This window comes from Pyrobaculum calidifontis JCM 11548, assembly GCF_000015805.1.
GTDB classification, from domain to species: domain Archaea; phylum Thermoproteota; class Thermoprotei; order Thermoproteales; family Thermoproteaceae; genus Pyrobaculum; species Pyrobaculum calidifontis.
In genome coordinates, this window is record NC_009073.1 from 605,027 (window position 1) to 631,820 (window position 26,794).

The following is a 26,794-nucleotide window of genomic DNA, read 5'->3' on the forward strand; positions in this document are numbered from 1 at the left end:
TGGAGGGGGCGAGACTGACGGTAAAGCAAACGTCCCATTTCCTGGGAAACTCATCGGGGGAGGGGATGATGAGAGGGAACTAAGGGGACAGATGCCCGTTGACCTGCTCACTGACTCTCCCCTCCCCCTCTTTCTAGTAAACTCTTTGTGGGTTTAGATAAACTTTTCTCCGCCGACCCGATACTCTACTATTCATGACTCTGAACTTTCATGAGTTGGTAGTCGCTCCTGGCGGCGGTTGTGTGCTGATTAAAGTTTCGGTAACCTCCTTTAGCCAGACGTTGCATAACTTCGGCGATAGACTGGCGAAAAGGTAGGAGGGTACATATATGGCGTAGTTAAAACGAGCGAGCTTGTTGCAGGCGCATATAGCCCAGGCATGCTGAACAAGAATCGGCTTAGAGATGCGCTCTACGTTGAGATACCCACCTTTATTGCCTATGAGCAACGCGAGAAGTCGGTAAAAGAGCTGTTGAACATACTGGCCGCCGCTATGTCATATACCCCCTGCCCCTTTTCGCTAGGTGCATCGCCGAAGTTGGGCAACTCTGGCCGGAGGAGGCCGCCGAGGCTAGAAATTGGCGCACAGCCGCCAGGGGCGACTGTCAACTCGTGAATGTTCAGAGTCATGAATAGTAGAATATCAGGTCGGCGGGAAAAATTTTTCTAAGCCTACAAATAGTTTATATGGAGAGGGGGAGGGGAGTGTCAGCTAGCATGGGTTCGGGCAGGAGCCCTTGCCAATCCGCTCATCATTCCCTCCCCCAATGAATTTTCCCATGACGTATAAGAGCAACCACACTTGCCCACTTCCTCCTCTCTCCATGGAAAACTTGGCCAACTTCCTCGGCCTGAAACACAGATGTATACCACCACGTGACAGACGTCGGTTTAAAAGCGAGTGTAGACAGTGTGGAAGCGAGGGGGGTCGCTGAATCTTATGTCTTCCTCAAGTTCAACTGTCACCAGTGGGCAGGGGCGGCTCCAGCTGTAGCGCGCCGTGTCAATTTGAATGATGTTCGTTTTTGTATCGCTCTTGAACCTCCGCTCTTAACCACGGCGCGCAGGCAAATTGAAGATACTGCCAATCGGCGGGATCCGCCGTGGGGAACGGCGAAGGTCTTCGGCTTAAAGGCGGGGTCCTTCGGTGAACCGGCTCTTAGAGTTTGATTAAAAGTGCAAAACTTATCAAGTCGCTCTTGTAATACGGTCTGTGAAGCTGCACGTGTGGCTCACCGTTGCCTCGGTAGTGCTCGGCGTGTTGCAGGTAGGTGCGCAGTACGTATGCGCCACTGCGGGCGAGCTTGGCGTTGCTGGGCGTAGCCCGCTGGTGCAGTTCATGGTGTGGGACGGCGGCTGGAAGCCCGTGGAGGCCTACGTGGAGGGCGTAGATGCCCTCTTTGTGCCAGCCCCCCTTGCCCGCGGCAACGAGGCGGCGATTTCGCTGGTCGCACAGAGGGGCGTCCTGCCCCCCGGCGTCTTGAAAAACGAGACCTTGATATGCTTCAAGCCGGGCAGTGGAATTCCCAAGTTGCCCCGGGACACGCCCCGTGGACTACTCGTCGTGTACAAGGCGGGGGGCGCGGAAGGCCACGTGCTAATCGTCGACGTAGCCGACGTAGACAGGCCAGCACAGCCGCTGGCTGCCGCCGCACTTCCCAAGAACTTCACCAAGGTCCAGGTGGTGGAGAGACAGTGGGTTGGGAGCCCCGCGGGCCGCGCCGTGGAGCTAGCCCAGGTGGGCGCCTTGCCCTCTCCCATCTCCTACGCGGCCTCGTTCAGCCTAAGAAGCTTCTTCGGCGCGCAACTGTCGCCCGGCGAATTGAGGTGTAGCTACTTTGACGTCCCCAGCGAGACCAGCTACGTGGCAGTCTACTTTAGGCCGGGGACGGACCCAGGCACCTACTACTACGAGGTTAAGAGAAACGGGACACTGGCGTCAAGCGGAGTTATCTCCTACACTGGCGGCCCGTTTGGGACAGCTCTGTGGGCCAGCGAAACCGGCGGCAGAGCCACCTACCAGCTCTGCATCCAGAACAAAGACAACGTCACGCGGTCCGTCTCGGCGACGGTATACCTCTACGTGAGAAACCAGCTAAACATCATCAGAGACGACGCGTATTATACCAACGTCATAGATGTCGACATGTCCACGTCTCAGCGGAGGAACTACCGCATGTCTAATACGTATTTGTACTTCCCCGGCTACGTGGACATAGACGCGGCGAGCGTCATACAGATCTACGTCTCAGCCCTCTTGAACCCAGAGGCTGTGCGCAAGGACTCCCAGGGCAGGTACTACATCGACGTGTACTGGGGACAGCTCTATATGGGCAGGCTGTATGGCATATCCACCGCCAGCGGCGTCAAGTTCGATGGAGTTTTAACAGTCCCAGCGTTCCTACACTGGATAATTACAAACACGCGGGGGTACGGCGGCACGATATCGATAGGCCCCTTCAACTACCCAGCCTACCCAGTTAAGGGCAGTGCACGAGTAGATGTCTTTGTGGAGAGGCCCGTGGAGCTGGCCAACGCCAGCTCTGCCGTGTTGATCCATTATGCGACTGTAAGGCTCAGAGCTGACGCATCCTATCACGATGTAATGCCGTGGTCCAGCGGCTTCAAAGGCGTCTCTTTTAAGACTAGAGTGGAATTTGTATTCAGCGGCTCAGCTGGTCATAAACTTGTAGTATCAATAAATCCATACAAGTGGAATAATGTTGAAAATGATATAAGGTATAGAAGAATTACTATTAATATAACAGGTATAGATTATTATGGTAACCCTGTGAAGTTTAGCGCTGGCGGCCAGTTCGACTTAAATGCTCAAAGTACCACAGGCCAGTTGGCGAGGCTGATTGAGTGGGCATCCATAATTCTGCAAGGTCTCGATCTAGGAAAGGCCGTCGTAGATTATCTTGCAAAGGCTCCCTCGTCGTTTCCCACCGTCTCCTTCATAACTATTGCACTAGACGCCTATGTCAATGCCATACAAGAAAAAGGCACTGTGCAGATTTCGCCAGATGGCACTATTATGAAGATCGGCGTATATACAGGGTATTTGTTCAACATTCCACTTTACCTACTGTTTTTCTTGCGTTTTCCCGTGCCCGATCTGCTTCCGCCGTCTGTGATTTCATGGTTTTCTGCCTACTACTTGGCGCACGGCCGCCGCATTTTTCCGCCGGCCCTCTACCTTGCGGCGTTTGCCTCCTCTCTCTTAGATTCGTTGTATTTTGGCCCCCGCGTTGGATCGCTGGCCTCGCCTGTGGTGTTGCTGGCGGCGCTGGCTTTGGCCGTGCTTTACGCGGCTACTTTTGCGAGGGGCTTTGGGCAGAGGGTGGCCTCTGTGGTGCTCCTCGTATTAGCCGTGGCGGTGGGCCACGTCCTCGTGGTGGCGGCGGCTGTGGCGTGGCGAGCCCTGGCGCCTCCGCTGGGCTTTCTGCCCCTGCCCGAGCCCCTGGACCTCCCCCTCTATCTGTTGGCCTTCGCGGTGTTCTACCTCGTCCATTATAAAGGCCTGGGTTACCTACACAGGTGGTGTGAAAGCCGCAGGGTGAGAGGCGCCTAGGCGCACAGCGCTGGCCGCCTAAGACGGCGCCAGAGGAGGTCGCCATCTGCCGACATGTGCTACGTCTCTAGCCCAGCACGGCTGGGGCTTCTGCCCCGCCTACACGACACGTTGATTGAAAAACTGTATCGACGCAACGCCGCCGATCCGCCGACGCGTTTGCCTAAGCGTCTCAATTCCTTTACTTTAGTCACAAACTAGTGGGCTCTTGGACTGTGTCTAAGAACTGCGTCTCTGGTTGTCGATAGCGCTTCTTAGAGAGCCGCTGTTCATGGACGTGTCTGGCTAATGCGAGGTGCTTCTAGCCGCCCTGGCGTGTGGCCGATTCCAAGCCCCTCGGGGAGATAAAATATTTACCCCTCTCCTTCTCCTCCATGGCTCGCACCAAGGCGGAGAGACTGCGCGACGCCATTGAGATGCTTGAGACGGCTGTGGAGGAGAGGGATTGTAGCCTCGTGGAGGATGCGCTAGAGGAGCTACGCGCGTTGCTTGAGGAGCTGGAGGAGTGATGCTCGTCGACTTGCACGAGGATATTGCACACTATTTTCTCACCTCTCTCAACCCCCCTCCGTTTCACGAGGACGCGGAGGGAAGGCAGAGCGACTTGCCTAAGCTGAGGAGGGCGGGCGCCGATGTGGTAGTCGCCGCGGTGTTCCCCTTTGTCCACGTCTACGATAGGTGGGCCGCCGCGTCTCAAGTGGCGCTGGAGGGGGTGAAGGTGTACTACTCCCTCGCCGAGAGATACGGCGTGAGGATAGTGGAGCGCGCAAGCGACCTCTGGGCCCCCGCGCTTAAGTTCATGCTGGCGCTGGAGGGCGCAGACGTGTTAAACGACGTTGGCGACCTCAAGCTGTTTTATAGGCTGGGCATACGCGTCTTGGGGATTACGTGGAATTTAGACAACAAGTGGGGCCACTCTTGCTACGCCAAGCGTGACGGAGGCTTGACCGCCAGCGGCGAGGAGCTCGTCGCCGAGGCCGAGAGGCTGGGAGTGGTCATAGACCTCGCCCATGCCAGCCGCCGCACGGCTTTAGACGTCTTGGCCATGGCCAAGAGGCCTGTGATAATAAGCCACGCCAACGTAAAAGCCGTCCACGACCACCCGCGCAACGTCGACGACGAGGTGTTAAAGGCCTTGGCGGACAACGGCGGGGTAATAGGCCTCACACTGATCCCCTCCACTATCTCCCCCTCCCCCTCTCTCAACCACTTGGTAAAGCACTTCAAGTACGTGAGGGAGAAGTTTGGGGTGGAGGTACTCGCCGTGGGGACAGACTTCCTTGGCATTTCCTCGGCGCCTCCTGGGCTGGAGACTGTGGACAAGGTAGCTGTTTTGGCCAAGGCGCTTGTGGAGGTCGGCTTTTCCAAAGAGGAGGTAGAGGCCGTGTTTTGGAGAAACGCGCTACAAGTCTTTAAGAGGGCCTTATAACTTATAAGGTTGAAACGGCTTTGGTGCATGGGTCTCGGCGATGTGCTCTTGGTCCTCCACGTTTTAGGCATCGTCGGGTGGGCGGGCCTCACCACGGGGGCATATTTCGTGCTGAGGGAGTGGCGCCCCCGCGAAGTGCCTAAGTCCTATCAAAGGCTTGTCCACCTAGAGGCCGCGGCGGGCGCCTTGGTCTTCGCCACGGGGGTGGCCATGGCGGTGTACCTCTACGGCTTCCCCAAGTCCCCCCTGTGGATACACTGGGCTCTGGGGATCGCGATAGTGGTGGGCCTGCTGGAGGTCTTCCACGTCTATGCCGTCCGTCGGTGGCCTCTTGAGCGATATGTGAGACTTGCGAACCGCCTAGTGCCCGTGTGGGCGGCTGTCTTAGTTTTAATGCTCTGGCTGATGGTGGCTAAGCCGTTTTAGCCCCGCGCCACCTTTGCCCTGGCCTTTTTCAAGGCCAGTTCTACCTCCTCCGCGGAGGCCCCCAGCCAGTTGGCCTCCCTCAGCGCCTCGGGGGAAATTTCAATTGTGCCGTCTGGCCCCCTCTGCCCCCTCTTCTGTATCTCCCACATAAGCCTGTACACCCTGTCCCGCTTCGCCTGCACGGCTAGAATGGCCTCCTCGAGGGACTGCCCCGCGAGGGTTCTCAGCACTATTTCTGCAACTTTGTTAATCCGGTCGGGCACCCCCACGGTGGACCCCCTGAGCTCTATGCGGCACCTCTTCTCTACGCCTATGAGCTCCGCCAGCCGCCTTGTGCCAGACTTCACCACGTGTTCCTTGTCCACAATGCCGCCGATGATGAACTCTACATGGCTCCGGGCGACCTCCTCTGTGAATAGGCAGGGGCCCTCGGGGTCTAAAACCACAGGCGACTGGAGAGGCGGCATGTCTTCCACAATGCGCATCTTGTGAACCATGCCCCTCGCGTGTAGCTCCAATAGCCTCACAAACTCCGCCGGGGCGTGGGTAATCCACAGATTGCCATCCCAGAGCACCCCCCTCACCACCCCCAGCGTTGCCAAGATCTGTTCCACAAGCTCGTGTTTTTCGCCAGGCGTGTGTTCGTCCCACAGAGAGAGGTCTATCACTATGCGCGGCGCCTCTGGCAGAGACACATCCACGTTGATCGGCTCGGCGCACTGCTTGGCAAGAGTCCACGGACACTCGGCGCCGCCGCCCGCGCGGAGAAGCTCCACGCCGCTCCACACCCCAAGGGGGGAGCCCCTGCACGGCGACTTGCACACGTGGTACTTCCCAATGGCCACCCCCACTGCCACGCACTGCGCCAGCTCCCCCCTACACTTAAAGTGGCGTGGGATACAGAGGCAGGAAACGCCCTGTGAGGCCAGTGCGTCGAAGAAAATACGCCAGAGGGGAGTCAAGTGGGGGTCGCGGGGGGAATCCGCGGCTAGACCCACCAGTACTTTTCCCTCAGCGCCTTGGCGGCCTTTACCATTACTTTGAGCTTCTCCAGCGCCACTGCCCTTGGGAAGGCCCTGTACATGCCTGGGGCGAAGCCACAGTCCGGATTTAGCCAAATCCGCGTGGGGTCTACGTACTTCGCGACTCTCTCCACGTGGGCCACGACCTCTTCCACTGTTTCAACTCTCTTGGGGTCTCTCACGTCTATCGAGCCTAGACCTATCTCTTTGTCGCTTGGCAGTATCTTGGCGAATTCCTCGGGGTTGCCCATCCTCGGGTGCTTGTACTCAACGACGTATTGCCGCACCTTAATGTCGAAGATCTGCGGCGCCAGCCTCTCATAGCCCACCACTGGGGAGTCCTCAGTGGGCCACCTGTCGAGGTGCATCCCCAGCCTCACCGACGTGCCGTAGCCCTGCACCACCTCGTTTACCAAGTCAACGGCGAGCTGGATCTCGTCTCTGAGGCCTCTGTACCGCTGTCCATAGAGCTCGGAGGCCACTTGCTTGTACCTATCCGGCTTGTCGGGCTCCGCCTCTATTAAGTCCCCCAACATTGGCTCGTCCAGCTGTATAAACGCCACGCCTTTGTCGATGAGGCGCGCGATCTCTCTCCGAAGCACCTTGGCGTAGGCCTCTGCGGCGTCTTCGGGCCGCGGGTAGTAAGGCGCAGAGATCTTGTGGTGCCAAGCCTCCCACATTATCAAGTAGGGGGACGGGAGGGTGACCTTGAGAGGCCTCGTGGCGACCTTCTTGGCGTACTCCACCTCGTCCACGGCTATGATGCTGTCCTCTATGTACCCCGCGATCACGGGTCTCCACAGGGTGAGAGGCGCCTTGTACTTCTTCATTATCTCCTTTGCGTTTGGATGTAGCTCCTCCACGCGGACGATCTTAAACCCCCTGAGCTTCTGTCCCACAAAGGCTACGAAGGAGGTCCTCCTCTGCTCCCCGTCGGTTATCACGTCTAGCCCAGCCTCCTCCTGGTCTCTAATGGCGAGCTTCACGGCGTCGTCTAGGTACTGGGAGAAGGTCTGCTGGTCTAACTGCCCCTTTTCAAATTTTTCAAACGCCTCGATTAGCCAGCTGGGCCTCGGCCACGACCCCACTACCGACGTTATAAACGCCCGTGGCAGAGACATAGGGGCAAGTAAACCCCCCTTTAAAAACTCTACACGGCCTTCGCGCTCGCCCCCCGGCCGATTAGCCCACAGTCGTATCAATGTTAATATAGGGGAGATGAAGTAGCGTCTATGTCTGTGGGTGGGAAAAGATTAGAAAACGTGTACCTAGTGGCATTTGCAAGAACGGCTTTTACAAGGTTCTCGCGGAAGGAGCCTCAGAAAGACGACTTCTGGGACCTAAGGCCGGAGGAGATAGCCGCAGTCCCTGTCAGGGCAATCCTCGAGAGGACTGGCGTAAAGCCCGAGGCGGTGGAGGACCTGCTTACCGGCACCGCGCTTCCGGTGGGCGAGCAGTGGCTCTACGGCGGCCGCCACGTCGTCTTTGCCGCAAAACTTCCCTACACAATACCTGCGGCCCATATAGATCGACAGTGCGCGAGTTCCATAACCACGGTGGCCATGGGCGCCATGGAGGTGGCCTCAGGCATGGCCGACGTGGTTATCGCCGGCGGAGTAGAGAAGATGTCTAAGACCCCCATGTATGAGAATCCCCACATCGAGATAAACCCCAAGTTTCTCACCGACGAGGAGTATGTCCACTTGTACAACCTCCACATTGGATACGTCATGGGCCTGACCGCGGAGAGGCTCGCCGAGGTGTCTGGCATTAAGCGCGAGGAAATGGATGCCTGGTCTCTAAGGAGCCACAAGAGGGCTGCAGAGGCCTACGAAAAGGGGTACTTCAAGGAGGAGATAGTGCCAGTGGCCGTGGAGAAAGAGGGGCAGAAAAAGGTGGTTGACAGAGACCAGGCTGTTAGGCCGGACACCACTCTAGAGGCCTTGGCCAAGCTGCCGCCTGCCTTTAAGCCAGACGGCGTAATAACCGCCGGCAACTCCTCGCCGCTTAACTCGGGGGCGGCCTACGTAATGTTAGCCTCAGGCGAGGCTGTTAAGAAGTACGGCCTCCAACCCTTGGCAAAGGTGAGAGCAGTGGCCTTTGCCGGCGTTCCCCCAGAGGTTATGGGCATGGGCCCCGTCCCCGCGTCTAGGAAGGCCCTTGAAAAGGCAGGCCTCACGGTGAAGCAGATAGGCAGGTGGGAGATCAATGAGGCCTTTGCCGTGGTGACTCTCTACGCGATAAAGGAGCTGGGCATAGACCCGGAGCTTGTGAACACAAGGGGCGGCGCCATCGCCATCGGCCACCCGCTGGGGGCAACTGGCGCAAGGATAATAGGGACGCTCGCGAGGCAGCTACAGCTCGACGGCGTGGACTACGGAGTGGCGACCCTCTGCGTAGGCGGAGGCCAAGGCGCCGCCGTTGTGCTAGAAAGAGTTTAAAAACAACTTATTTCCTCCTCATATGCGTCTTTTGGCGGCGGTCCTACTGCTGGCAATAGCAGCTTTTTCCGTCACAATTGTAACAAGGGCCGACCAAGCCTCAATTGACAGAGCGTTGCCAGTGCTACAGCGGTATTTCCCCGATGTGAAAATAGTACCGGCGGACCCCACCCAGTGGAGGGCCCTTATTGACCGAGGGGGCGTGGACTTCCTGTGGGCAGGCGCGCCGGTTTTATACGAGGTTTTACTGAAGGAGGGGCGGCTGGCGCCTATGCCCAATGTCCCCGAGCTACAAGCGTTGCCGGACAAGGTGGGCAACATACCGCTCAAGAGGGTGGTAAACGGTAGCGTGTACTACGTGGTATACGGCTTGTTGGGCTACGTAATTGGCTACAACCAGGAGGCGCTCAAGAGGGCCGGCTTAGAGCCTGTGTGTAGCTGGAGCGGCTTCTCCTCTCCCAAGCTTGTCCAATACTACCTCCAGACAGGGAGCCGCCCCGTGGCCTTGGCGAAGCCCACTAAGTCTACCTCGACTGCGGCTATGATGCAGCTTGTGACAGAGATATACGGGTGGGAGGAGGGCTGGCGCTACCTAACGGCGATGGCGGCTGTGGCTAGGTTTGTGGACTCCAGCGGCGCCGTGCGCGACGCCGTGAAGCGAGGAGAGGCCCTCTTCGGCCCCATGGTGGACTACTATGTCTTCATCGCGGGGCTGGGCTACTGTGTGCCAGAGGACGGCACAGACATACTGTTTGACCCAATTGCGGTCCCCAAGGGCGCCAACATGACCGCGGCGGCTGTTTTGACAAGAGTCTTTCTCACAGACATTGAGAAGACTCTTGTAGATCGCTACATAATCCCCGGCAACCCCGCCGTGTTAGACTCTCCAGATGTAAATCAGACAAAGGCGGCGGTGTTAAAGAGGCACCTAGAGTTGCTTAAGTCGAAGGTAAAGGCTGTGCCGCCTGAAAAGTCGGCTTCGTTCTACTACTCCTTCATCTACTACTACGAGGCCACCCTAGTTGACTTGCAAGACGTCTTAACAGACGTGTGGACGAAGGTGGTTAAGGCGTACCTCGCCGGCAACATCACGCGGCAGCAGTTCGAAGAGCTGTTGAGTCTCCTCGCCGCGCCGGTCAACTTCACAGACCCAGCCACGGGGGAGCGGCTCAAGTTTACATACGACGTAGCGGTGAAGCTCAATGACAAGGTGGGGTCAGACCCCACTTACAGAGACCTAGTGTATCAAGCCTGGAGAGAAGCCGCCAGGGCCAAGTACAGAGAGGTAGAACGCCGGCTCGAGAGCTACCTCGCCTCCAAGCCCGCCGGCGGGGCCCCCTCGGCCGCCTTGCTCACGGCCGCCGCGGTCGGCGCCTTTGCAGTTGCAGTGGGGGCTTACCTACTAATGAGGCGGAGGGCGGGCTAGACACCCAGTAGGTCTAGCAGCCACTTCCACTGGCTGTAGGACTCCAACAGTTTTAACCCCTCGGCCGAGATACAGAAAGTCCCCGCGTTTTCCCTCACTAGCCCCCTCGCCACGAGTGCCTCGAGGATTTTAACCATTCTGTCGTAGGCCAGGTTGGCCTCTGTGGCTATCCTAGTCGGCGGCTTACACTCAGCCTTGACTGTCTCGAGGATGTCTATCACAATCTCAAGCCTACTTCTCCTTCTTTTCCTGGCCATATGCCAAGCCCAGCGCTAGGAAGAGCGCGGTGAGAGATCTAAACACCACGTCTTGGAAGGCGAAGAGCGGCGTCATAATAGACGCCGCGAAGAAGATAAAGGCGATGGAAATCCACGGGGCTACCCCCCTCTCCAAGCTCCTCAACAGTGTGACCACGGCGATGTACAGAGAGAGGGCCACGTTGACGGGTAGGAGGAATAGGAGCAACGGCACTGCGGCGTAGAGGCTGGTGGGCGTCACGGCAATGGCCAAGGGGACGAGGGCGGCCAGCTGAAGCAGAAGTAAAACTGCGCGGAGGCCAGCCGCTTGATGGATCACAAATCTCCACGGGGCCTGGCCTGCGGCTAGCCTCAGGAGGAAATCTGCCACTGCCTCAACGGCGAGGGACACGGCGAGCATCAGCATGCCGAAGGAGTACAGCGACAGCCTCCAGTCGGCCAAGCTCCTCCACGCCCTAAGAGTGAGGTAGCCTATGTACAACGCCAGCGCCACTATGATTAAGTCTGGGATAAAGATCATTCGTATTTCAACGCCTGCACTAAGTCGATCCTGCTTCCCCGCACTGCTGGCACCAAGGCGCCGAGGAGGTTGACTGCTACCACCAACGCCGCCGTCCCGGCCAAAATCACTGGGTCTAAGACAAGCGAACTTATCTGGAATGCGCCTCCGCCGAAGCCCGGAGGCCCGCCTGGTGCCCCCCTCTGCCCTCCCCCGGCGCTTGTGGCCCCGTTGCCGAACAGCAGAGAGAGGCCGGCTTGAGACACTGGAATTAGCAGAATTGCGCCTATGGCCACGCCTATTGCGGCTATTATGAGCGCCTCGCCGAGGAACATGAGGGTGATGTGCCTCCTCTTGAACCCCACAGCCCTCATGATGCCGATCTCCTTAGTCCTCTGCACCACGTTTATGCTCATGGTGTCGTAAAGCCAAAGCGCGGTGATAACAGTGCTGACCCCAGCCAACATGCCCATGAAGAGTTGAAACGCTGTGAGGTAGGTATTCACCGTCTGGAGTATTGCCTGGGGAGAAATCACGTCCACATTGGGGTAATTTGCCCTTATTTCATTGGCCACGGAGTCCACAAGCGACGGGTCTCTCGCCAGCACTATTACCACGTTGTAGCTAGTTATGCCCGTCAGCTGGCGGAATGTTGAGAGGTCCATAATAACGCCGCGGGACGTGTCGAAAAACCCCACGCTACCCGTGGCCAAGATCCCCGAGGCCGCAATTGTGGTAGACCTCCGCCCAACGCTTAAAGAAAGCGGAGACCCCACCAATACTCTTTGTTGCCCCGTGGATCTGTCGAAGGCCACGTAGTAGCCCACCAAGGCGAAGTTGGAGCCGACGAACATAGTCCCGTCGTAGAGCGCGGTGGAGGGAAGCACGCGCTGGAGGTCGGCTGGGTTTACGCCGTAGACGGTGACGGGTATGGGGCTGTTGCTGCCGGGCACTCTCACGACTCCCCTGGTGGAGGCCAGAGGAACCACCGCGTCTACTCCCTGTATCCCCGCCAGGACCCCCACGTCGGCGTCGGTGAACTGGGAACCTGTGACAAACAGCGTGTTAGCGCCGAAGTTAGACGTGAAGAAGCGTGTGGTATAGTCCTTGAACGTCTGGCCTGTCAAGAGGGCGTAGCTAAGCGCCGTGAAGGCTATGACTATTCCAACAATAGCGCCGATGGTTCTGCCCTTCCTCTCCCACAGCGCCTGCCACGCCAGCCTTAACATCTCTGCGTACATGTGCGCCTCGTTGTTCCTAGATAAAAATTATAACTCACCTCAGGTGAGCATAGCTTATAATAACCCCTCAAAAGCCAGGGCATGAAAAAGTGGTTAATACTCGCGGCACTTCTAGCGGCGCTGGCCTATTCCCAGGCCGTCGTATTTACGCCTAAGGTGGACTACCTATTCCTCGGAGCTCAGTGGGTACAGGTGCCGAAGTTTCCAGGCGATGTCGGAGTAATCTCGCTGTCCTTCTACCTGGCTGACCAATATGTCGACGTGTCTATTAGCCTCAGCCCCCAGTGTCCCTATCTCACCGCACTTGGAAGCGCCCAGATGCCCACCGCGGGACCCGGAGTGGTCACTGCGACGCTGAAGGTCATGGCCACGGCGCTGAACGCCACCTGTCCCACAAACGTCTACCTAAAGGCCACCTACAAGGCGTCTGGCTCCACTCTCACAAACGGCATCGAGAAGCTTGAGTACGTCTCCGTGTACATACCGCCGTACCCCACGGCGCAGGTATACGCAGAAGGCGCCGCCTACGTGGGCCTGCCCTCCACTGTAAAGCTCGTTGTGGTGTCTCCCTACCTCTTGACGGGAGCTGTGTCTGTGCAAGGCCAGGGTGCGCGCGTCGTTGCGCCCACGGGCCCCGTAGTTGTTAACTCTACCAGGGCGGAGATACCCGCGACTCTTATCGCCGACTCCTACACGGCCGCCCTCGCAGTAGTCATCAACAGTAGAGACTGGCTGGGGAACCCCGTCACGTTGACGTACACAGTGCCCATCTCCGCCGCGCCGCCCCCGCCCGCCGTGGTGTCCATAAGCCCCACAATGCTCTCGGCGAATAAGTACAACGCGGTGAACATAACAGTGGCGTTGCCCATACGCGCCAACGGCACAGCCACGGCGACAGTGGCCGGAGGCATAATGCCGCAGTCCGCCGTGACCTTCCCCATAGTAAACGGCGTGGGGAAGGCCACCGTCTCCGTCTACCCCACGGCAAGCGTAGTGACGTTCAACGTGGTGGCCACCTACCAAGCGGCTGGGGTAGCCCGGACTGAGCAAGTCGCCGCCTCGGCGGCGGTGCAACAGACCTTCGGCGGCCTCTCAAGGCTACAGGTGGCGCCGAGCAAGCTGATAGCGGGCATAGCCAACAACGTGACGTTGGTGGTGCAGGCCCCCGGCCCCTTCAACGTCTCAGTGACTGTGACCGGCGCGGCGTCGGACAAGCCCTCCCCCTACTACTTCGGCGGAGTAGACAAGGCCACGGCTAACCTCCTCTTAACCCCGCTTTCCACTCAGCCCGTCTCTCTCACAGTGTACGTCTACCACAGCGCCGGTGTCGACCAGTACGTGGTCAATCTGCCCGTGGTGTCCTCCAGCATTTTTACCGTCTTGCCCACCCCCAGCGTTGTTAAAAGCGGCGGCAATCGCACAGTCACTATTACGGTGATTAACAGCGGCGATGTGGCTATACAAAAGGCAGTCGTGGCGGTGTCCCCCGCCTCGCCCTCCGTGGTGGCCTCCACTTACACGTACCAGTTGGGCAGACTCGCCCCCCTTGACAGCGCCCAGTTGCCCATCTCCTTCATTGTGCCAGCCACCTTCAGCGGCGCCATAGCCTTCACCTACACCATAACTTACACCACTGAGCTGGGCACAAGTGCCACAACTCAGGGCACCTTCTACATACAGGCGTTGCAGACGCCGGCGGTCAATATAACCACGGTAAATGTAGTCCCCGCGACCCCCGAGCCGCGCCGCACATTCTACGTATCTATAACCATAGTAAACAAGGGCTTCTCCCCAGTCTCCAACCTCCAGGTGGAGGCAAGGGCGCCTCCAGGCATTAGGCCCATAACCTCGCCCATATACTTCGTCGGCATCTTAGACACGCAGCAGACCACAAACGTGCCCTTCAGCTTCAACGCCACAAGGCCCGGCACTTACGAGATAGACTTCACAATCTCTTACACAGACCAGTACGGCAACATTTACACAATACCCTACAAGGTGACGGTGACAGTCAGCAACTCCACCACGCGCTTCTTCCCAGGAGGCACCGCGCCGCCTGGCGCACGACAACAGCAACAACAGCAGAGCCTGCCCCTCGCCACAATAGCCGTTGCCATTGTCGCCGTTGTGGCCGTGGCCGCGGGCCTTGTGGTATACAGGAGACGGCATAGAAAGACGCAACAATAGGCCGAAGCCCGTTAAATCTACGTTTTTGGCACAGAAAGAGGCGGATACTTGCCGGCCCGGCTGCCTCACGACTCGGACTCGCCCTCGGCAGTCACTTCTCCTCGTGTGCAATTACTCCCCACTTAATAACTTTTTAAGTGGTGTCTAGTGGATGTCATGAAGGTTCACGTGGAGGAGTTTACAGTGGCCACGAGGGCTAGGGAGGACATTGTAGTAGTGACTGAGCAAGTGGAGCGCGTTGTGGCGAGGAGCGGGGTGAAGAACGGCATTGTCCTCATATACCTCCCCCACGCCACTGCCATTGTCACCGCTAATGAGAACGAGCCGAGGCTGAGGGAGGACATTTTGAACAAGCTTAGGGCTCTGTTTCCGCGCGGTGCTGGATACCGCCACGACGAGATCGATGACAATGCCAACGCGCATCTCGCCAACCTCTTCACGGGGTTCCACCTGGTGATGCCCGTGGTGGGGGGCAGACTGAGGAGGGGCACGTGGCAGGAGGTTATGGTGATTGAGATGGATGGGCCGCGGACGAGGACCATCGTCGTGGTCGTGTTGGGGGAATGACAGGTGTGTTACAGGTTTATTGATATCATTCGAACTGGTGCGTGAGAGTCGGGGTTAAATTTTGCCGGGGGTAGATGTTCATGAATCACCGTTTTAACGTGTCTGACTTCCGCACCGTGTTAAAGACCGTCTATGCGGGCATGGCCAAGATAGTGGGCGAGGCGAGGGGGTCCTGCGTCTCTTTTACGCCTAGGAGAGTTCTGGAGTTCGGCGGCATAGACACCACAATGCCCATCGCCCTCACCTTGGTGAAACACATCTTGGAGAAGCTCGTGGAGGCCGGGCTCATGCAGAGAGACGACTCGCGGGCTAGGGTTAGGTACGTCTTGTGCAAAAACTCCCCCCTCTGGCAGAAGCTCAGGTCAGGCGACGACGACACACTGAAGATGTTGGAGGAGGTAACAGCCGAGTAGCTGTTTACCTCTAACCGTTCCCTCTGTTTAAAGCCGTAGCATATTGTGCCTGCTGTAGGGATTTCCACCTCGCCCACGCCTTAAGCGTGTGGACACACCGGCGCTGAGCTCAACGACACGAAGCCCTCGTTCATAGGACAGACAACCGGCGCAACGCTCCCCTAAGACTTGTGGGTAGTTGCCTTTGAGCGAGTTGTGCAGTTCTTATCCTTGCGCCGACGTCTCGTGGATTCGAGAGGGCGGTAGAGCTCGCTGTCTTTCTTGGCCTATTGTGGGCCAGGGGGGTTAAATACTGGTGTTTCTCTTTTCTTGTGTCTGGCTTTGGGGGCCGCGGTGTAGATGAGAAGGGGTTTTTGAGGTGGCTCTTAGGGGAGCTGGGGGTGGAGGAAGACGACGTGGCCTATGTCGATGGGCTCGTGGTTAAGGTCGACGGCGCCGCTGCCTCCACGTCGAGGCTTCCCTTTCAGACGTGGGCTGACTTTGGGTGGAGGAACGTGGCGGCGGCTTACAGCGACGTGAGGGTGAAGTTCGCCGAGGCGCGCCTCCTCTTGGCCTCAGTGACGGCGCCGGACTTGGGAACCGCGGCTGAGGTGGTGCAGGGGGTGAGAGAGGCGTCGCAGTTCTTCTCCTTGGCCTACGTGGGTGGGGACCTCAACGAGGGCCGCGACGTGGTTGTAGACGTGGTCTTGGTGGGGTGGGCGCGGGCGCGTGTGGGGAGGGCGCCCCGCCCCGGCGACGTCCTTGTGACAATTCCTCAGTTCGGCTACACGTCTCTTGCGTATAGGTTTTGGCAGATGGGCGGCGCCGTCGTGGAGAGGGGGGTCGAAGCGCTTAAGAGGCCCAAGCCCCTCTGGCCCCTCCCCCCGGCGGAGTGTGTGACTGCAGCCATGGACTCCTCCGACGGCCTTGGCGACGTCCTGTGGTCTATGGCGAGAGGCGTGGACATAGTGGTGAAGGAGCTCCCGGCTCCCCGCGAGGTGCTTGAGTTTGCGGCTGAGAGGGGTCTCGACGTGGGAGAGATAGTCTTCAACGGAGGTGAGGAGTTCCTCCCCGTCTTTGCTGTGAGGAGGGACTGCCCCGTGGAGTCGCCATATGTGTCCTTCGCCGAGGTGGTGCCTGGCGAGGGGCGGGTCTGGTGGAGAGGGGAAGAGCTCAAATGGAGGGGATGGGCATACTTCCGCGGGTGGGGGTGACTACAAAGTGCAAGTCTCCTCAATGTCACAACTGCGTAGCTGACAACTAAAGAAATCTGCCTAATACGCGGTGTATTGCGTAGTAGATGCCCCAGAGCAGTGCGTTGAAGCCGCCGAATATGGCCGCCGCCGTCGCCAGATCGACGCCTTCGATTATCGTTTCGCCCCCCCGCGAATGACGCCAATAAGGCAATAGTCAGCAAGATGATGATCCACGCGGCGAAGCCTGCCAGGGCGGCTAGGTGGGATCCCCTCTCTCCAAGCGCGGCATCTGCTAGGACGCCTATCACGACGAAGATTGCCGCCGTTAGTGCGTTGTTGAGTCCGCCGACGGCCAGCAACACTAGGGCAGGCACCAAGCTAGCCACAAGCCCGCGTATCATATTACTTTTGTAGTTAGGCCTTAATATACATTGTGATTACATCAAGGTTGATTACATTTTGTGCTGTTAAAAGTGTGGCACATCTATTGGAACGCCACCGTCCAACCGCATTAGTATCGGCCCAGTCCAGATGTGCATCGGGTGTATAGAATTGCCTTAGTATTGAAATCTGCGCGGTGTGAGGGCAGGGTTAAAAACTCCCTTTTACTGTTTTTTGTGTCTCTTCTGTCTCTTTACGCGAGGGGCCGGAGGAAGATTGCTGTGGCTCTGTTTTTCCTTTCTATGTTGGCCACTGGGGCCACGGCGGCGGCTCTCGTGATGTGGGGGGTCGGCGGGGCGCTTTACGGGCAGTTGGCGGAGTTGCTGGGGCCTGGCAGATACGTGGTGTTTGGGGGCAGCTTCTCAGACGCTGACCTGCTCGCCGCTGTGCAAGCGGTCTGCTCGCCTGGGGGCTACGGCGTGGTGTACCGGCCCGTCAAAGTGCGCTATGTGAACGGCAGCGTGGCCACATTTACCGCGGCCTTTGTCCCAAGGGGCTTGATGCGCGGCATTGAGGTGCTAGACGCCGTGGCGCTTAGGCACGTGGCCGCCGCAGGCGACGTCGTGGACGTGGAGGTTGGGGGCAGGTGGTACCAGGTGAGAATCGCCGAGGTCAGAGACTTTACAGTCTTTGTGCCAGGCCTAGCCGCAGACCTCTACCTCGACGCAGAGCTCCTGGGCCCGGCGAGGTACGACGTGTTGGTGGTGGAGAAGGGCAACTGCGGCGGGGCGCGGGAGCTCGAGGCGCTGTTTCCCCGCGCCCAAGTCTTTGACGCAGACCTAGTGCTGACGGGGGTCTGGTCTCAACTGCTTGCATACCTGGGGGCCACCGCGCTGGTGTCGGCCTCCAGCATAGCCACGGCCGCCTCGCTCACCTACACAGCCGCGGCGCTGACCCTAGCCGCCTCGTACAAGGAGTTCGCCGTGTTGAGGCTCCTCGGCCTAAAGAGGAGAAGCCTCGTCGCCCTAATGGCTGCCCTCTTCTTGACCCCCTCCGCCGCTGGGGCACTCGTCGTCTTATTGGCCTCTCTCTCGGTGGAGGACGTGCTTGGGGTAAGCGTGAGGCTGTACACGGCGGCCTCGGCGGCCTTGGTCACAGCCGCGTCAGCCCTCTCCCTGGCGCCCACTCTAAGGAAGCTCTACTCCCTGACCCCCCTAGAGGCCATCCGGGCAGAGTAGCGCCACTCGCCGAGCCGTCCCTGTGGCGGCGCGAGCTCACTGCCGCGTCCGTCCTTACTTGTCTATGTAGACGGCTTCGTACACATAGACGCTGGGTGCCGTGCTGTTTATTGTGAGCGTGGCGTAGTGCTCGGCTGTGAAGTCCACAGAGATGTAGCCGCTGGTGCACTTGAGCGGTGTCTTGTCTGTCAAGGTGTAGTAGCCCTTCAGCACGCCGGTGTACGTGCCGTTGCCCGTCAACACGCCTTCTACCACGCCAGTAAGCCTGGCGTTGTTGGGAACTAGTGGGCGTAGATGGTCGCTGACGCTTGCGGCGCTTAAGTCAAAGGAGGTGGACTTTATGCTGTTGACCGCGTCTATTAGGGCCGAGGGCCTCAGCCAGTCCACCTTCCCCTCGTAAGTCTTGTTCCTAAACCTCAGCGTGTAGTAAAACACGTCGCCTTGGAAGCCCCAGGTGGCGTTCAGCCTCTTCAACAGGCTGGCCTCCCTCACTCTCTCCACCGCGCCTTGAAAGAGTTTCCCCAATGACCGGTACGTCTCTATGTCTAGTCTCTTCACTGCCTCGGCGGCCTTGTCCTCAGCCGCTATGCAGAGACCACGGTTGAGCTCCGCCGTAAGCGATGTCCACTGGTCGAGGGCGAATTTGGCCAGGCGGTACGCCTCAAGGGCGCCCTTGTACGCCGCTTCAAGCACGGCCAATACGCCTGCTATGAAGAGCAACACCAATACGGCGACGGTGAAGAACAGCCACCACACACATCTCGCCCTTTAAATCCACCTCCGCAACTTTTTAAAGTAGCGCGTCAAAGAGCTCGTGGATGAGGTGGTGGAGGCCTTTGAGGAGGCTAGGCGTCTGAGGAGGGAGCGGGCTGATTGGCAGTTCATAGAGTCGTTGCCGCCTAGGCTAAGAGCCGCCGTGAAGTTTTTCATAGAGACAGGCGACCTTAGGCTTGCGCAACTTCTCTCTGGCCTAGACTACGAGGACTTCAGAGAGCTTCTCCGGAGGGCCAGAGTGCCGGTATTGCTCTAGGTAAGCCCCAGCTTCAGGGGGCAATCTATCGTTGCCGTGGGAACCCATACGCTGCTCGCGAGCTCTAGGATATAATTATCATGGGCGCCGAAGCGTTCCTGGGCCTTTAGCATTAATTTCTGGCCCGTGTATTCGCCCTCTCGTTGGGCGGTCGTGGGGGTAAGGAATTTATCGCCATATTGCATTCTACCTGTGCGTTGGACCGTCTTTGCCGCAGTGGGGTTTCTTCACGTGCCGTTGCTGTGGGATCACTTGTTGTGGTTTTACCCAGCGTTCTTTTCGCTCGACGCACTGGCGCCTATTGCGCTTGTCGCCGTCGGCGTAGACGCGCATATAGCCTTTTTAGCCACTTCTACGGCGCTTGTAGGCTTGTACGGCCTAACGTATGAGGCCCTGGGGATGTCACACCATGTGCGTAAGGTGGTGGAGCGCATAGCCCGCCTCCGCGGGGCAAAGCTGACGTGGGCGGGCTACCTCGCCGTTGTTTCATCGGCGATCGTCTTAGGCGCCTTGCCCACTGCGCTGGTAGTTCGCTTACTCGACTTAAGCTTCTGGAAGGCCACTGCGGTGTATGTGGTCATCGCCTCAGCCTTGGCGGGGGCCAGCGCCTACGGGACTGAGGCCTTAATGTGGCTTCTGCGTTAGAGCTCCTCTACTGTGCCCTTCTCGTCTGCGACTAGCACCACGGCGTCTTTCCGCTTGGAGAATATCCCTGTCTCTAGGACGCCGGGTATCTGCTTTAGCTCGTCCTCAACCCTCTCGTCGATGGGCCCCTCCGGTCTCCAGTCGACGATGTAGTTTCCGTTGTCTGTTACCACGGGCCCCAGCTTCCCCTCCCCAGTCCTCAGCGCGGTGGAGCCGCCGAATTTTTTCTCAATCTGCCTAGCCACGTGGCGCCACGCCCAGGGGAGGACCTCGACGGGCACGGGGTTGCGGGCTGGGATAAAGTCTACCACCTTGTGCCGCTCCACGAGCACTACGAACTTCTCAGCGGCGTAGTCCACCACCTTCTCCCTCAGCAGAGCCCCGCCCCTGCCCTTGAGCATGAGCTTCCCCCTCGTCACCTCGTCGGCGCCGTCTACCGCCAAGTCGATCTTATCCACAGCCCACATGGGCCTGAGCCTGTCCCCGAGGCCTACCTCGTAGGCGACTACCTCGCTGTCGGCAGAGGTGGCCACCAGCGTGAGGTCCAAGTGCCTCAGCGCGGCGAGGGCCTTTATGAACTCCCTCGCAGTGGTGCCAGAGCCTAAGCCAATTACCATGCCCCCCTTTACGTACCTAAGCGCGTGGGTAGCCAAGAGGTGTTTCATAGAAAAGGGGGATTATGGGAACGCCTCTGCCGCCAAGAGAGCCCTCAACACGTCTCTAATACTAATAACGCCGATTACTCTGCCGCCCTCTACCACGGGCATGTGCCTAATGTTGTTCTCTATCATCTTCACGGCGGCTGAGACCACAGCCTCATCCGGCGACGCCGTTATCACTTGCTTACGCGCCACTTGCCCCAGCGGCGTCTTTAAGTCCACCTCCTGCGCCAAAAATCTAACAATGTCTCTCTCTGTCACAATGCCCGCTAGTCGCCCATCCCGCTCAAGCACCACCACGCTTCCCACATTGGCCGCGTACATCTTTGCAACAGCACATTCAACAGGCTCGTCGACATAGCACGAGATGACGGTGTCTCGAACCAAATCTCTCACCTTCATTGTAACCGGTAAGGCACATGTTTAAAAGTGTTACTGAGTTTAACGAGTTTACTCAGCCCCTACGAAATGAATTTATTGAGTAGTCCACGGACTGGCGTGATACTACTTGAGATAGACGTGGAAAAGAGAGAGGTCGCCAAGAGGGAGATATCCGCCACCGGCCCCGTCGACGCGGCGTTGCAGTTGCACAGGGAAAGGGAGACGTGGCGCCTCGACCCCCTATCTCCACAGATCCCCGTGGTGTTCGGCCTCGGCCCCTTCGTCGGAGGGAGGCTGTACGGAGTCCACCGCCTAATCTTCGTCTTCAAAAGCCCCCAGAGCGGGACACTACACGTCTCCGCGCTGGGGGGAGCCGCCTACAAGGCCATGGGGATGGGCGCCCAGGCCGTGGCCATCGTCGGCAAGGCGGAGAGGCCAACGGCGGTTTTCATAGCCGGGGGACAAGTATCTTTTACAGAGGTAGAGGTGGGGAAAGACGCCTACTCCCTCATAAGGCGGCTATACGAGTCCAACAGAGAGTTCTTCGTGGCAAACGACGCCAGGGCGTTGGTAGTCGGCCCAGCGGCGTACACCACCTACAACGGCGCCATTGTGTCGGTGGACATAGAGGCCAAGAGCGGGGAGTTTAAGCTGGGCTCCGAGGACTTCGCGGCCAGGGGCGGGCCCGGCACCGCCCTCGCACAGGGGCACAACGTGGCGGCAGTGGTAGTGGGCGGGCCCCGGAGGCCCCTCCACGAGAAAGTCGCAGACGCAGAGGCCATAAACCAACTGTTTAAACAGAAGATGGGGAAGAGCTACGTCGAGGTTTTAAACGAGAAGACTGTGAAATACCGCTACGACCCCAAGATAGGCACAGGCGGCACCTTCGGCGTCAATTACCCCCACTACCGCGACTTACTGCCCCTCTTCGGCTACAAGTCTATCTACATGCCGCGAGAGGAGCGGATAAAACACGCCGACATTGTGCTAGAGCTGTTCTGGCGCCCCTTCCAGCGAGAAGTATTTGAAAAGGGGAAGAGCTGGTACAACTGCGGCGAGCCGTGCCCCGTGGTGTGCAAAAAGGTGTGGCGGGGCAAGAAGGTGGACTACGAGTCCTTCCACGCGGTGGGCCCCTTCATCGGGAACTACATATTCGAGGAGGCGGTGCCCCCCGTCGACAAGATAGACCGCCTCGGCCTAGACGCCATAGAGATGGGACACGTCGTTGCGTGGCTCTTCGACGCCGTACACCACGGCTTACTCAAGCCGGAGGAAGTGGGGATAGGAGAGAGGCCGGCCTTCGACCCCCTACAGTTTAGGCCAAAGGAGGACTCGAGGCTAAACGCCAAGCTAGCCGCCGAGCTCATAGACGGCCTCGTGGAACACGCCACAGAGGTGCTGGCCCTAGTGGCCAAGCTTGGGATAAGGAGAGCCGCGCGGGAGCTGGAGAGGAGATACAAAGACAGAGTGAGAGAGACGGGGGTCAAGTTCAGAGACTTAGCAGTGTACGCGGCCTTTGGCACAGAGGGATACATGACGCCCAACTTCTACTGGGCCCCAGGCCTAGTGGCGCCCATGTACATCCTAGGCCGCTACTGGTCCAATTACAACCCCACCTTCATGCCACCCGAGGACTTCGCAAAATCCTCCTACGAGAGGGCAGTCGCCGAGTTGTACATAGACAACGCCGGCATCTGCCGCTTCCACAGAGGCTGGGCAGAGCCAGTCCTCTCAGACCTCTACAAGCTTATCGGCCTAACTCCGCCGAGCCCCGCCTTGTACAGAGAATTCGCCTACTACGCCAAATTAGCCGGCGCGGAGCCCATGCCCTGGGAGAGCAAGAGGGCCAGGGACCTAGTCTCAACGCTCGCTAAGGAGCTCGGCGCAAAAGACTGGCAGTTCACAGATTTTGACGACTACTACGAGTGGTGGACACGGTTTAAGGAACAGTTGGATCGACTTGTACTTTCAACATAAAACGTATCATTTTTCCCCTCTAGCTTAAATAGTTAAGGTTAAATAGTGATGAACACTCTTCCACTATGCTGGAGATGCGTTTTCACGGCCGCGGCGGACAGGGCATGGTAACAGCGGCGCAAGTGCTCGCCACGGCGGCCATACTCGAGGGCAAGTACGCACAAGCCTTCCCCGAGTTTGGCCCAGAGAGGCGTGGCGCCCCCGTAAAGGCCTATCTAAGGATCGCGGATACGCCTATATACGTAAGAGAGCCCATACTCCGCCCAGACGTAGTGGTGGTGGCAGACCAGTCGCTTTTTAAGGCCGAGAACCCCCTAGAGGGGGCGAAGGAGACCACAGTGCTAGTGGTAAATGGGGTCTACAAGGCCCCTGTAAAGACTTATTACGTGGACGCAACCTCTCTAGCAATGAAGATCTTGGGCAGGCCAATTGTGAACACCGCCCTAATCGGCGCCGTGGTCAAGGCCACCGGCGTAGTGTTGCTGGGATCTGTGGCCAAGGCCTTGGCAAAGTTCTTCTCTGGGAAGCTCTACGACCTAAACCTCAAACTCGTGGAAGCGGCATACCAAGAGACTAGAGAGGTGCCATGAGTCTGCCAAAGGCGTCTCAACTCCCAATAGGGACTGCTATTACAGAGCCGGGCTCCACTAGGCGCAATTTGACAGCTGGCTGGAGGACCTTGAGGCCTGTGATACACGACGACAGGTGCATACGGTGCCAGCTCTGCTGGCTCTACTGCCCCGAGGGCACCATAGTCGAGGTAAAGGGCGTCTTCAAAGTGGGCAATAGGACCTACGACGTTAAGTACGAGATCAATTACGACTACTGCAAGGGCTGTGGCATATGCGCAAACGAGTGTCCAACAAAGGCAATAGAGATGGTCCCGGAGACGCCATGATGCAGGTAGAGAAGACCAAGCTCAGGGAGGCGCTGACCGGCAACTACGCGGCGGCGTACGCCGTCAAGGCGGTCGACGTGGACGTAATCGCCGTGTATCCCATTACGCCTCAGACCACCATCGTGGAGAAGCTGTCTGAGTTTGTGGCAAACGGCGAGTTGAACGCGGAGATTATACACGTGGAGTCTGAACACAGCGCACTTTCCGCCGTCGTGGGCGCCTCGGCGGCGGGGGCGAGAGTCTTCACGGCCACCTCTAGCCAGGGGCTGGAGCTGGCCCACGAGGTGTTGCACATAGCGAGTGGGCTTAGGTTGCCAATCGTCATGGCGGTGCCGGCTAGGGCCATCTCGGCGCCTATCAGCATCCACAACGACTACGGCGACGTGATGAACGCCCGCGACACGGGGTGGGTGATCTACATCGCCGCCACGGCGCAGGAGGTCTACGACACGATAATACAGGCGTATAGAGTGGCAGAGTCTGTCTTCCTCCCCGTCATGGTGGCATACGACGGCTTCCTCATGAGCCATACGGTGGAGCCAGTTGAGCTAAACGACGAGGACGAGGTGAGGAAGTTCGTGCCGCGCGCCCTTAGGCCCTACACTCTAAACCCCAAGAGGCCTGTGACTCTAGGCGCGTTGGCCTCCCCAGACTGGTACTACGAGTTTAAGTACCAGCAAGTGGAGGCGATGCGGGAGGCGTACAAAGTGGCCAAGGACGTGGACGCCCAGTACAAGGCCAAGTTCGGCCGCGGCTACGGAGTCGTGGAGACGTACAGAATGGAAGACGCAGATTACGCAATAGTGGCCTACGGGGGGGCCGCCTACGGCAACGCCAGGGCGGCCGCAGATTTGGCGAGGGAGAGGGGCATAGCCGCCGGCGTAGTCCGCGTAAGGCTCTACCGCCCCTTCCCCACCGCGGACGTGCTGAGGGCCTTAAGCGGCGTGAAGGCGTTTGCAGTTGTGGACAGGGCGATTATGTTTGGGAGCCCCGCCGAGGGGCCTCTCTACAAGGATATAGCCACGGCTATGTATATGCACGGCGTAGATAAGCCGGCTGTGAATATAATCCACGGCATAGGTCAAAGGGCTATGTATGTAGAAGACTTCTACAAGGTGTACACAATGTTGAGAGAGGGCCCCAAGAGGGAAGTGGTATTCATGGGGGTGAGGGTATGAAGGTCTACTTCAAGACGTTGAGGGACCTCCCCCGCGAGGAGCTCTTTGCGCCTGGCCACAGGATGTGCGCCGGGTGCGGCGCGGCCATCGCCATGAGGTGGATCACCAAGGCCATTGGCGCCAACGCAGTGATAGTCAACGCCACCGGTTGCGTGGAGGTGACAACGACGCCGTATCCAGAGACCGCGTGGCTACACCCCTACCTACACGTGGCCTTTGAAAACGCCGCCGCGGCGGCGTCCGGGGTGGAGACGGCTATAAAGGTGTTGAGCAAGAAGGGGTACTGGGACGCGGGCGATACCAAGGTGGTGGTAATAGCGGGCGACGGGGGCACGTACGACATCGGCCTTCAGTCGCTCAGCGGGATGTTGGAGAGGAGGCACGGCGTACTCTACATACTCTACGACAACGAGGCGTACATGAACACGGGCATCCAGAGGAGCGGCTCTACGCCGAAGTACGCCTGGACTACCACCACGCCTGTGGGCGCGGCGGTGAGGGGGAAGGTGCAGTGGAAGAAGGACATCATGGGAATAGTCATGGCGCACAGAGTGCCCTACGCCGCCACAGCCAGCATCTCACACATATTAGACCTAGTGAACAAGGTTAAAACGGCGCTGGAGTACACCGCCGAGGGGCCCACATTCCTCCACATCTTCGCCCCCTGCGTCCCCGGGTGGCGCTACCCAGAAAACAAGACGGTGGAGGTGGCCAGACTAGCCGTTGAGACTGGATATTTCCCACTGTACGAGTGGGACCACGGAAAGCTGAGGCTCAACCCGCCCAGCAACACCCACCTCGACAAGTCGAAGAGAAAGCCGCTAAAGGAGTACCTCAGGCTACAGGGCCGCTTCGCCCACCTCACAGACGAGGAAATCGCAGAAATAGAGAAAGAACTCGACGCATACTGGGAATACCTCGGCAAATTGGCCCAGCTCTAACTAAAAGAGCCCAGAAATTCGCCGGCCCTTTTAGCCACGGCAGGGAACTTCCTAAGAAGTTCTCTGTCGTATGTGATAAGTATCCCATTAACTAACTCTGTCAGCGCTACATAAACTGCGTCGTATACCGTCACGTCGTATTCAAAAGCTAGTTCCACAGCCCTATTCAACACGTGTTCTACATCGACGACTATTAGGCGAAGCATTTTCAAGGCCCCTAAGGCATCAAAAACGTCGTTCACAGTCAGTCCCTGGGTGTACCTCAAGGCGTTGGCCAACTCAACAAACAACAGAGATGGGGCGTAGATGGAGACGCGCCTCTTCTTATATAGATCGACTATTTGCCGCATCTCGGGCGTTTCCTCCTCTTCTCTGAATAGCTTAACTACCGCGCTCGCGTCTAGAACCAGCCTCACCAGCGCCTTACATCTCTAAACCTCCTCACCAGCTCGGCGGCGTCCTCCCTTGGCCTAGCCTTCTCGGCAATTCTCTCCATGACTTTCAACGCCTCATCTATTTCCTCCTCCCACGATCTCTCTAATGTTCCTTCTCTTTCGCGCGCTGATATAATATTTAGATAGCCAACAAAATTAACATGCGAATGAGGTATGGCGACGCTAATAGGATAAGTGATAACAATGATTGTAACGATAATGCCCTCCCTTGTCTTAGCTAATGCGTTTGGCTTTTCCACGTAAAAAAGCCACGTTGATGTTAATAACTTTTGCCCCCGCTGGCCACTTTTTAAAAATGCTCGACATATTCTTCGCATATTTTTCTGGTGTGAGCTGGTTTTAGGCGACGGCGTT

31 protein-coding genes are annotated in these 26,794 nt (G+C 58.2%); 20 read left to right on the top strand and 11 right to left on the bottom strand.

Annotation, left to right across the window (positions count from 1 at the left end; all coding sequences use genetic code 11):
• Positions 1-379: 379 nt before the first annotated feature.
• From PCAL_RS03445 to PCAL_RS03465, 5 genes are all read left to right on the top strand, one after another.
• Complete coding sequence (locus PCAL_RS03445) at positions 380-616, top strand: hypothetical protein (protein WP_193322866.1); 237 nt, start codon at positions 380-382, stop codon at positions 614-616.
• A gap of 597 nt (positions 617-1,213) precedes the next feature.
• Positions 1,214-3,574 carry a hypothetical protein gene (locus PCAL_RS03450; protein WP_011849327.1) on the top strand — a complete coding sequence of 787 codons (2,361 nt, stop codon included), beginning with the start codon at positions 1,214-1,216 and terminating at the stop codon, positions 3,572-3,574.
• A 317-nt stretch (positions 3,575-3,891) separates the two neighbouring features.
• Positions 3,892-4,083 (top strand): hypothetical protein, encoded by a 192-nt coding sequence (locus PCAL_RS03455; RefSeq protein ID WP_193323060.1) that lies wholly within the window; start codon positions 3,892-3,894, stop codon positions 4,081-4,083.
• On the top strand, positions 4,083-5,003 hold the full coding sequence (locus PCAL_RS03460; RefSeq protein ID WP_011849329.1) for a dipeptidase: 921 nt from the start codon (positions 4,083-4,085) through the stop codon (positions 5,001-5,003). Before PCAL_RS03455 ends, PCAL_RS03460 begins: the two co-directional genes overlap by 1 nt.
• 27 nt (positions 5,004-5,030) lie before the next feature.
• Positions 5,031-5,429 (top strand): hypothetical protein, encoded by a 399-nt coding sequence (locus PCAL_RS03465; protein ID WP_011849330.1) that lies wholly within the window; start codon positions 5,031-5,033, stop codon positions 5,427-5,429.
• On the opposite strand, the gene trm10 is transcribed toward PCAL_RS03465, so the two are convergent.
• Together trm10 and PCAL_RS03475 are read right to left on the bottom strand one after the other, a co-directional pair.
• On the bottom strand, positions 5,426-6,427 hold the full coding sequence (gene trm10, locus PCAL_RS03470; RefSeq protein ID WP_011849331.1) for a tRNA (adenine(9)-N1)-methyltransferase Trm10: 1,002 nt from the start codon (positions 6,425-6,427) through the stop codon (positions 5,426-5,428). The genes PCAL_RS03465 and trm10 overlap by 4 nt on opposite strands.
• Positions 6,418-7,572, bottom strand: a complete 1,155-nt coding sequence (locus PCAL_RS03475; RefSeq protein ID WP_011849332.1) for a cobalamin-independent methionine synthase II family protein — start codon at positions 7,570-7,572, stop codon at positions 6,418-6,420. Before PCAL_RS03475 ends, trm10 begins: the two co-directional genes overlap by 10 nt.
• A gap of 111 nt (positions 7,573-7,683) precedes the next feature.
• Between PCAL_RS03475 and PCAL_RS03480 the strand changes: the two genes are divergently transcribed.
• On the top strand, positions 7,684-8,892 hold the full coding sequence (locus PCAL_RS03480) for an acetyl-CoA C-acetyltransferase (RefSeq protein ID WP_011849333.1): 1,209 nt from the start codon (positions 7,684-7,686) through the stop codon (positions 8,890-8,892).
• 22 nt (positions 8,893-8,914) lie between these two features.
• A complete protein-coding gene (locus tag PCAL_RS03485; protein WP_011849334.1) occupies positions 8,915-10,318 on the top strand; it encodes an ABC transporter substrate-binding protein in 1,404 nt (467 codons plus the stop codon).
• Here the strand turns inward: PCAL_RS03485 and PCAL_RS03490 are convergent.
• From PCAL_RS03490 to PCAL_RS03500, 3 genes are read right to left on the bottom strand one after another with little or no spacing between them, the layout of a single operon-like run.
• Positions 10,315-10,575: a winged helix-turn-helix domain-containing protein gene (locus PCAL_RS03490; RefSeq protein WP_011849335.1), complete on the bottom strand. Its 261-nt coding sequence runs from the start codon at positions 10,573-10,575 to the stop codon at positions 10,315-10,317. The two genes, PCAL_RS03485 and PCAL_RS03490, sit on opposite strands and share 4 nt — an antisense overlap.
• Positions 10,550-11,095, bottom strand: a complete 546-nt coding sequence (locus tag PCAL_RS03495) for a hypothetical protein (protein WP_011849336.1) — start codon at positions 11,093-11,095, stop codon at positions 10,550-10,552. Before PCAL_RS03495 ends, PCAL_RS03490 begins: the two co-directional genes overlap by 26 nt.
• Positions 11,092-12,315, bottom strand: coding sequence for an ABC transporter permease (locus tag PCAL_RS03500; RefSeq protein ID WP_011849337.1), 1,224 nt, complete (start codon positions 12,313-12,315; stop codon positions 11,092-11,094). Before PCAL_RS03500 ends, PCAL_RS03495 begins: the two co-directional genes overlap by 4 nt.
• Positions 12,316-12,396: 81 nt before the next feature.
• On the opposite strand from PCAL_RS03500, the gene PCAL_RS03505 reads away from it, so the two are divergent.
• The 4 genes from PCAL_RS03505 (at position 12,397) to PCAL_RS03520 (ending at position 16,675) form a co-directional block, all read left to right on the top strand.
• Complete coding sequence (locus tag PCAL_RS03505) at positions 12,397-14,502, top strand: COG1361 family protein (protein WP_011849338.1); 2,106 nt, start codon at positions 12,397-12,399, stop codon at positions 14,500-14,502.
• A gap of 156 nt (positions 14,503-14,658) precedes the next feature.
• On the top strand, positions 14,659-15,069 hold the full coding sequence (locus PCAL_RS03510; RefSeq protein ID WP_193322867.1) for a secondary thiamine-phosphate synthase enzyme YjbQ: 411 nt from the start codon (positions 14,659-14,661) through the stop codon (positions 15,067-15,069).
• Positions 15,070-15,149: 80 nt separating this feature from the next.
• Positions 15,150-15,482, top strand: a complete 333-nt coding sequence (locus PCAL_RS03515) for a hypothetical protein (protein ID WP_011849340.1) — start codon at positions 15,150-15,152, stop codon at positions 15,480-15,482.
• 311 nt (positions 15,483-15,793) lie between these two features.
• Positions 15,794-16,675 (top strand): thiamine-phosphate kinase, encoded by an 882-nt coding sequence (locus tag PCAL_RS03520; protein WP_011849341.1) that lies wholly within the window; start codon positions 15,794-15,796, stop codon positions 16,673-16,675.
• A 46-nt stretch (positions 16,676-16,721) separates the two neighbouring features.
• Here the strand turns inward: PCAL_RS03520 and PCAL_RS03525 are convergent, their stop codons facing one another.
• Positions 16,722-16,868, bottom strand: coding sequence for a hypothetical protein (locus PCAL_RS03525; protein ID WP_193322868.1), 147 nt, complete (start codon positions 16,866-16,868; stop codon positions 16,722-16,724).
• 11 nt (positions 16,869-16,879) lie between these two features.
• Between PCAL_RS03525 and PCAL_RS03530 the strand changes: the two genes are divergently transcribed.
• Both PCAL_RS03530 and PCAL_RS03535 read left to right on the top strand, forming a co-directional pair.
• On the top strand, positions 16,880-17,071 hold the full coding sequence (locus tag PCAL_RS03530) for a hypothetical protein (protein ID WP_193322869.1): 192 nt from the start codon (positions 16,880-16,882) through the stop codon (positions 17,069-17,071).
• Between the two features lie 203 nt (positions 17,072-17,274).
• On the top strand, positions 17,275-18,276 hold the full coding sequence (locus tag PCAL_RS03535; RefSeq protein ID WP_193322870.1) for a hypothetical protein: 1,002 nt from the start codon (positions 17,275-17,277) through the stop codon (positions 18,274-18,276).
• Positions 18,277-18,330: 54 nt separating this feature from the next.
• On the opposite strand, the gene PCAL_RS03540 is transcribed toward PCAL_RS03535, so the two are convergent.
• Complete coding sequence (locus PCAL_RS03540) at positions 18,331-19,032, bottom strand: hypothetical protein (protein WP_011849343.1); 702 nt, start codon at positions 19,030-19,032, stop codon at positions 18,331-18,333.
• 58 nt (positions 19,033-19,090) lie between these two features.
• On the opposite strand from PCAL_RS03540, the gene PCAL_RS03545 reads away from it, so the two are divergent.
• Both PCAL_RS03545 and PCAL_RS03550 read left to right on the top strand, forming a co-directional pair.
• On the top strand, positions 19,091-19,306 hold the full coding sequence (locus PCAL_RS03545) for a hypothetical protein (RefSeq protein WP_011849344.1): 216 nt from the start codon (positions 19,091-19,093) through the stop codon (positions 19,304-19,306).
• A 192-nt stretch (positions 19,307-19,498) separates the two neighbouring features.
• The gene (locus PCAL_RS03550; protein WP_193322871.1) at positions 19,499-19,951 is read left to right on the top strand and encodes a hypothetical protein; all 453 of its coding nucleotides are present in this window, start codon (positions 19,499-19,501) and stop codon (positions 19,949-19,951) included.
• Here the strand turns inward: PCAL_RS03550 and rpiA are convergent.
• Both rpiA and PCAL_RS03560 read right to left on the bottom strand, forming a co-directional pair.
• Entirely contained in the window at positions 19,948-20,616 is a 669-nt protein-coding gene (gene rpiA / locus PCAL_RS03555) for a ribose 5-phosphate isomerase A (protein ID WP_011849346.1), read from the bottom strand. The two genes, PCAL_RS03550 and rpiA, sit on opposite strands and share 4 nt — an antisense overlap.
• A 12-nt stretch (positions 20,617-20,628) precedes the next feature.
• The gene (locus tag PCAL_RS03560; RefSeq protein ID WP_011849347.1) at positions 20,629-21,012 is read right to left on the bottom strand and encodes a CBS domain-containing protein; all 384 of its coding nucleotides are present in this window, start codon (positions 21,010-21,012) and stop codon (positions 20,629-20,631) included.
• Between the two features lie 96 nt (positions 21,013-21,108).
• On the opposite strand from PCAL_RS03560, the gene PCAL_RS03565 reads away from it, so the two are divergent.
• From PCAL_RS03565 to porB, 5 genes are all read left to right on the top strand, one after another.
• Positions 21,109-22,968: an aldehyde ferredoxin oxidoreductase N-terminal domain-containing protein gene (locus PCAL_RS03565; RefSeq protein WP_193322872.1), complete on the top strand. Its 1,860-nt coding sequence runs from the start codon at positions 21,109-21,111 to the stop codon at positions 22,966-22,968.
• A 65-nt stretch (positions 22,969-23,033) separates the two neighbouring features.
• On the top strand, positions 23,034-23,558 hold the full coding sequence (locus PCAL_RS03570) for a 2-oxoacid:acceptor oxidoreductase family protein (protein ID WP_011849349.1): 525 nt from the start codon (positions 23,034-23,036) through the stop codon (positions 23,556-23,558).
• Positions 23,555-23,866 (top strand): 4Fe-4S binding protein, encoded by a 312-nt coding sequence (locus PCAL_RS03575; RefSeq protein WP_011849350.1) that lies wholly within the window; start codon positions 23,555-23,557, stop codon positions 23,864-23,866. Before PCAL_RS03570 ends, PCAL_RS03575 begins: the two co-directional genes overlap by 4 nt.
• Positions 23,866-25,044: a pyruvate ferredoxin oxidoreductase subunit alpha gene (locus tag PCAL_RS03580; protein WP_011849351.1), complete on the top strand. Its 1,179-nt coding sequence runs from the start codon at positions 23,866-23,868 to the stop codon at positions 25,042-25,044. The genes PCAL_RS03575 and PCAL_RS03580 overlap by 1 nt, the downstream gene beginning before the upstream one ends.
• Positions 25,041-25,985, top strand: a complete 945-nt coding sequence (gene porB / locus PCAL_RS03585) for a pyruvate synthase subunit PorB (RefSeq protein ID WP_011849352.1) — start codon at positions 25,041-25,043, stop codon at positions 25,983-25,985. Before PCAL_RS03580 ends, porB begins: the two co-directional genes overlap by 4 nt.
• Here porB and PCAL_RS03590 read toward each other — a convergent pair.
• Both PCAL_RS03590 and PCAL_RS03595 read right to left on the bottom strand, forming a co-directional pair.
• Positions 25,982-26,401 carry a type II toxin-antitoxin system VapC family toxin gene (locus tag PCAL_RS03590; RefSeq protein ID WP_011849353.1) on the bottom strand — a complete coding sequence of 140 codons (420 nt, stop codon included), beginning with the start codon at positions 26,399-26,401 and terminating at the stop codon, positions 25,982-25,984. The two genes, porB and PCAL_RS03590, sit on opposite strands and share 4 nt — an antisense overlap.
• On the bottom strand, positions 26,398-26,679 hold the full coding sequence (locus PCAL_RS03595) for a hypothetical protein (protein ID WP_193322873.1): 282 nt from the start codon (positions 26,677-26,679) through the stop codon (positions 26,398-26,400). Before PCAL_RS03595 ends, PCAL_RS03590 begins: the two co-directional genes overlap by 4 nt.
• Between the last annotated feature and the right edge of the window lie 115 nt (positions 26,680-26,794).

Bases quoted from the DNA above. Each gene is read 5' to 3' on its own strand.
- PCAL_RS03445 (WP_193322866.1), top strand. From the start codon at position 380: ATGCTGAACAAGAATCGGCTTAGAGATGCGCTCTACGTTGAGATACCC.
- PCAL_RS03460 (WP_011849329.1), top strand. From the start codon at position 4,083: ATGCTCGTCGACTTGCACGAGGATATTGCACACTATTTTCTCACCTCT.
- PCAL_RS03465 (WP_011849330.1), top strand. From the start codon at position 5,031: ATGGGTCTCGGCGATGTGCTCTTGGTCCTCCACGTTTTAGGCATCGTC.
- PCAL_RS03475 (WP_011849332.1), bottom strand. From the start codon at position 7,572: ATGTCTCTGCCACGGGCGTTTATAACGTCGGTAGTGGGGTCGTGGCCG.
- PCAL_RS03480 (WP_011849333.1), top strand. From the start codon at position 7,684: ATGTCTGTGGGTGGGAAAAGATTAGAAAACGTGTACCTAGTGGCATTT.
- PCAL_RS03485 (WP_011849334.1), top strand. From the start codon at position 8,915: ATGCGTCTTTTGGCGGCGGTCCTACTGCTGGCAATAGCAGCTTTTTCC.
- PCAL_RS03490 (WP_011849335.1), bottom strand. From the start codon at position 10,575: ATGGCCAGGAAAAGAAGGAGAAGTAGGCTTGAGATTGTGATAGACATC.
- PCAL_RS03495 (WP_011849336.1), bottom strand. From the start codon at position 11,095: ATGATCTTTATCCCAGACTTAATCATAGTGGCGCTGGCGTTGTACATA.
- PCAL_RS03500 (WP_011849337.1), bottom strand. From the start codon at position 12,315: ATGTACGCAGAGATGTTAAGGCTGGCGTGGCAGGCGCTGTGGGAGAGG.
- PCAL_RS03505 (WP_011849338.1), top strand. From the start codon at position 12,397: ATGAAAAAGTGGTTAATACTCGCGGCACTTCTAGCGGCGCTGGCCTAT.
- PCAL_RS03510 (WP_193322867.1), top strand. From the start codon at position 14,659: ATGAAGGTTCACGTGGAGGAGTTTACAGTGGCCACGAGGGCTAGGGAG.
- PCAL_RS03515 (WP_011849340.1), top strand. From the start codon at position 15,150: ATGAATCACCGTTTTAACGTGTCTGACTTCCGCACCGTGTTAAAGACC.
- PCAL_RS03530 (WP_193322869.1), top strand. From the start codon at position 16,880: ATGATGATCCACGCGGCGAAGCCTGCCAGGGCGGCTAGGTGGGATCCC.
- rpiA (WP_011849346.1), bottom strand. From the start codon at position 20,616: ATGAAACACCTCTTGGCTACCCACGCGCTTAGGTACGTAAAGGGGGGC.
- PCAL_RS03560 (WP_011849347.1), bottom strand. From the start codon at position 21,012: ATGAAGGTGAGAGATTTGGTTCGAGACACCGTCATCTCGTGCTATGTC.
- PCAL_RS03570 (WP_011849349.1), top strand. From the start codon at position 23,034: ATGCTGGAGATGCGTTTTCACGGCCGCGGCGGACAGGGCATGGTAACA.
- PCAL_RS03575 (WP_011849350.1), top strand. From the start codon at position 23,555: ATGAGTCTGCCAAAGGCGTCTCAACTCCCAATAGGGACTGCTATTACA.
- PCAL_RS03580 (WP_011849351.1), top strand. From the start codon at position 23,866: ATGCAGGTAGAGAAGACCAAGCTCAGGGAGGCGCTGACCGGCAACTAC.
- porB (WP_011849352.1), top strand. From the start codon at position 25,041: ATGAAGGTCTACTTCAAGACGTTGAGGGACCTCCCCCGCGAGGAGCTC.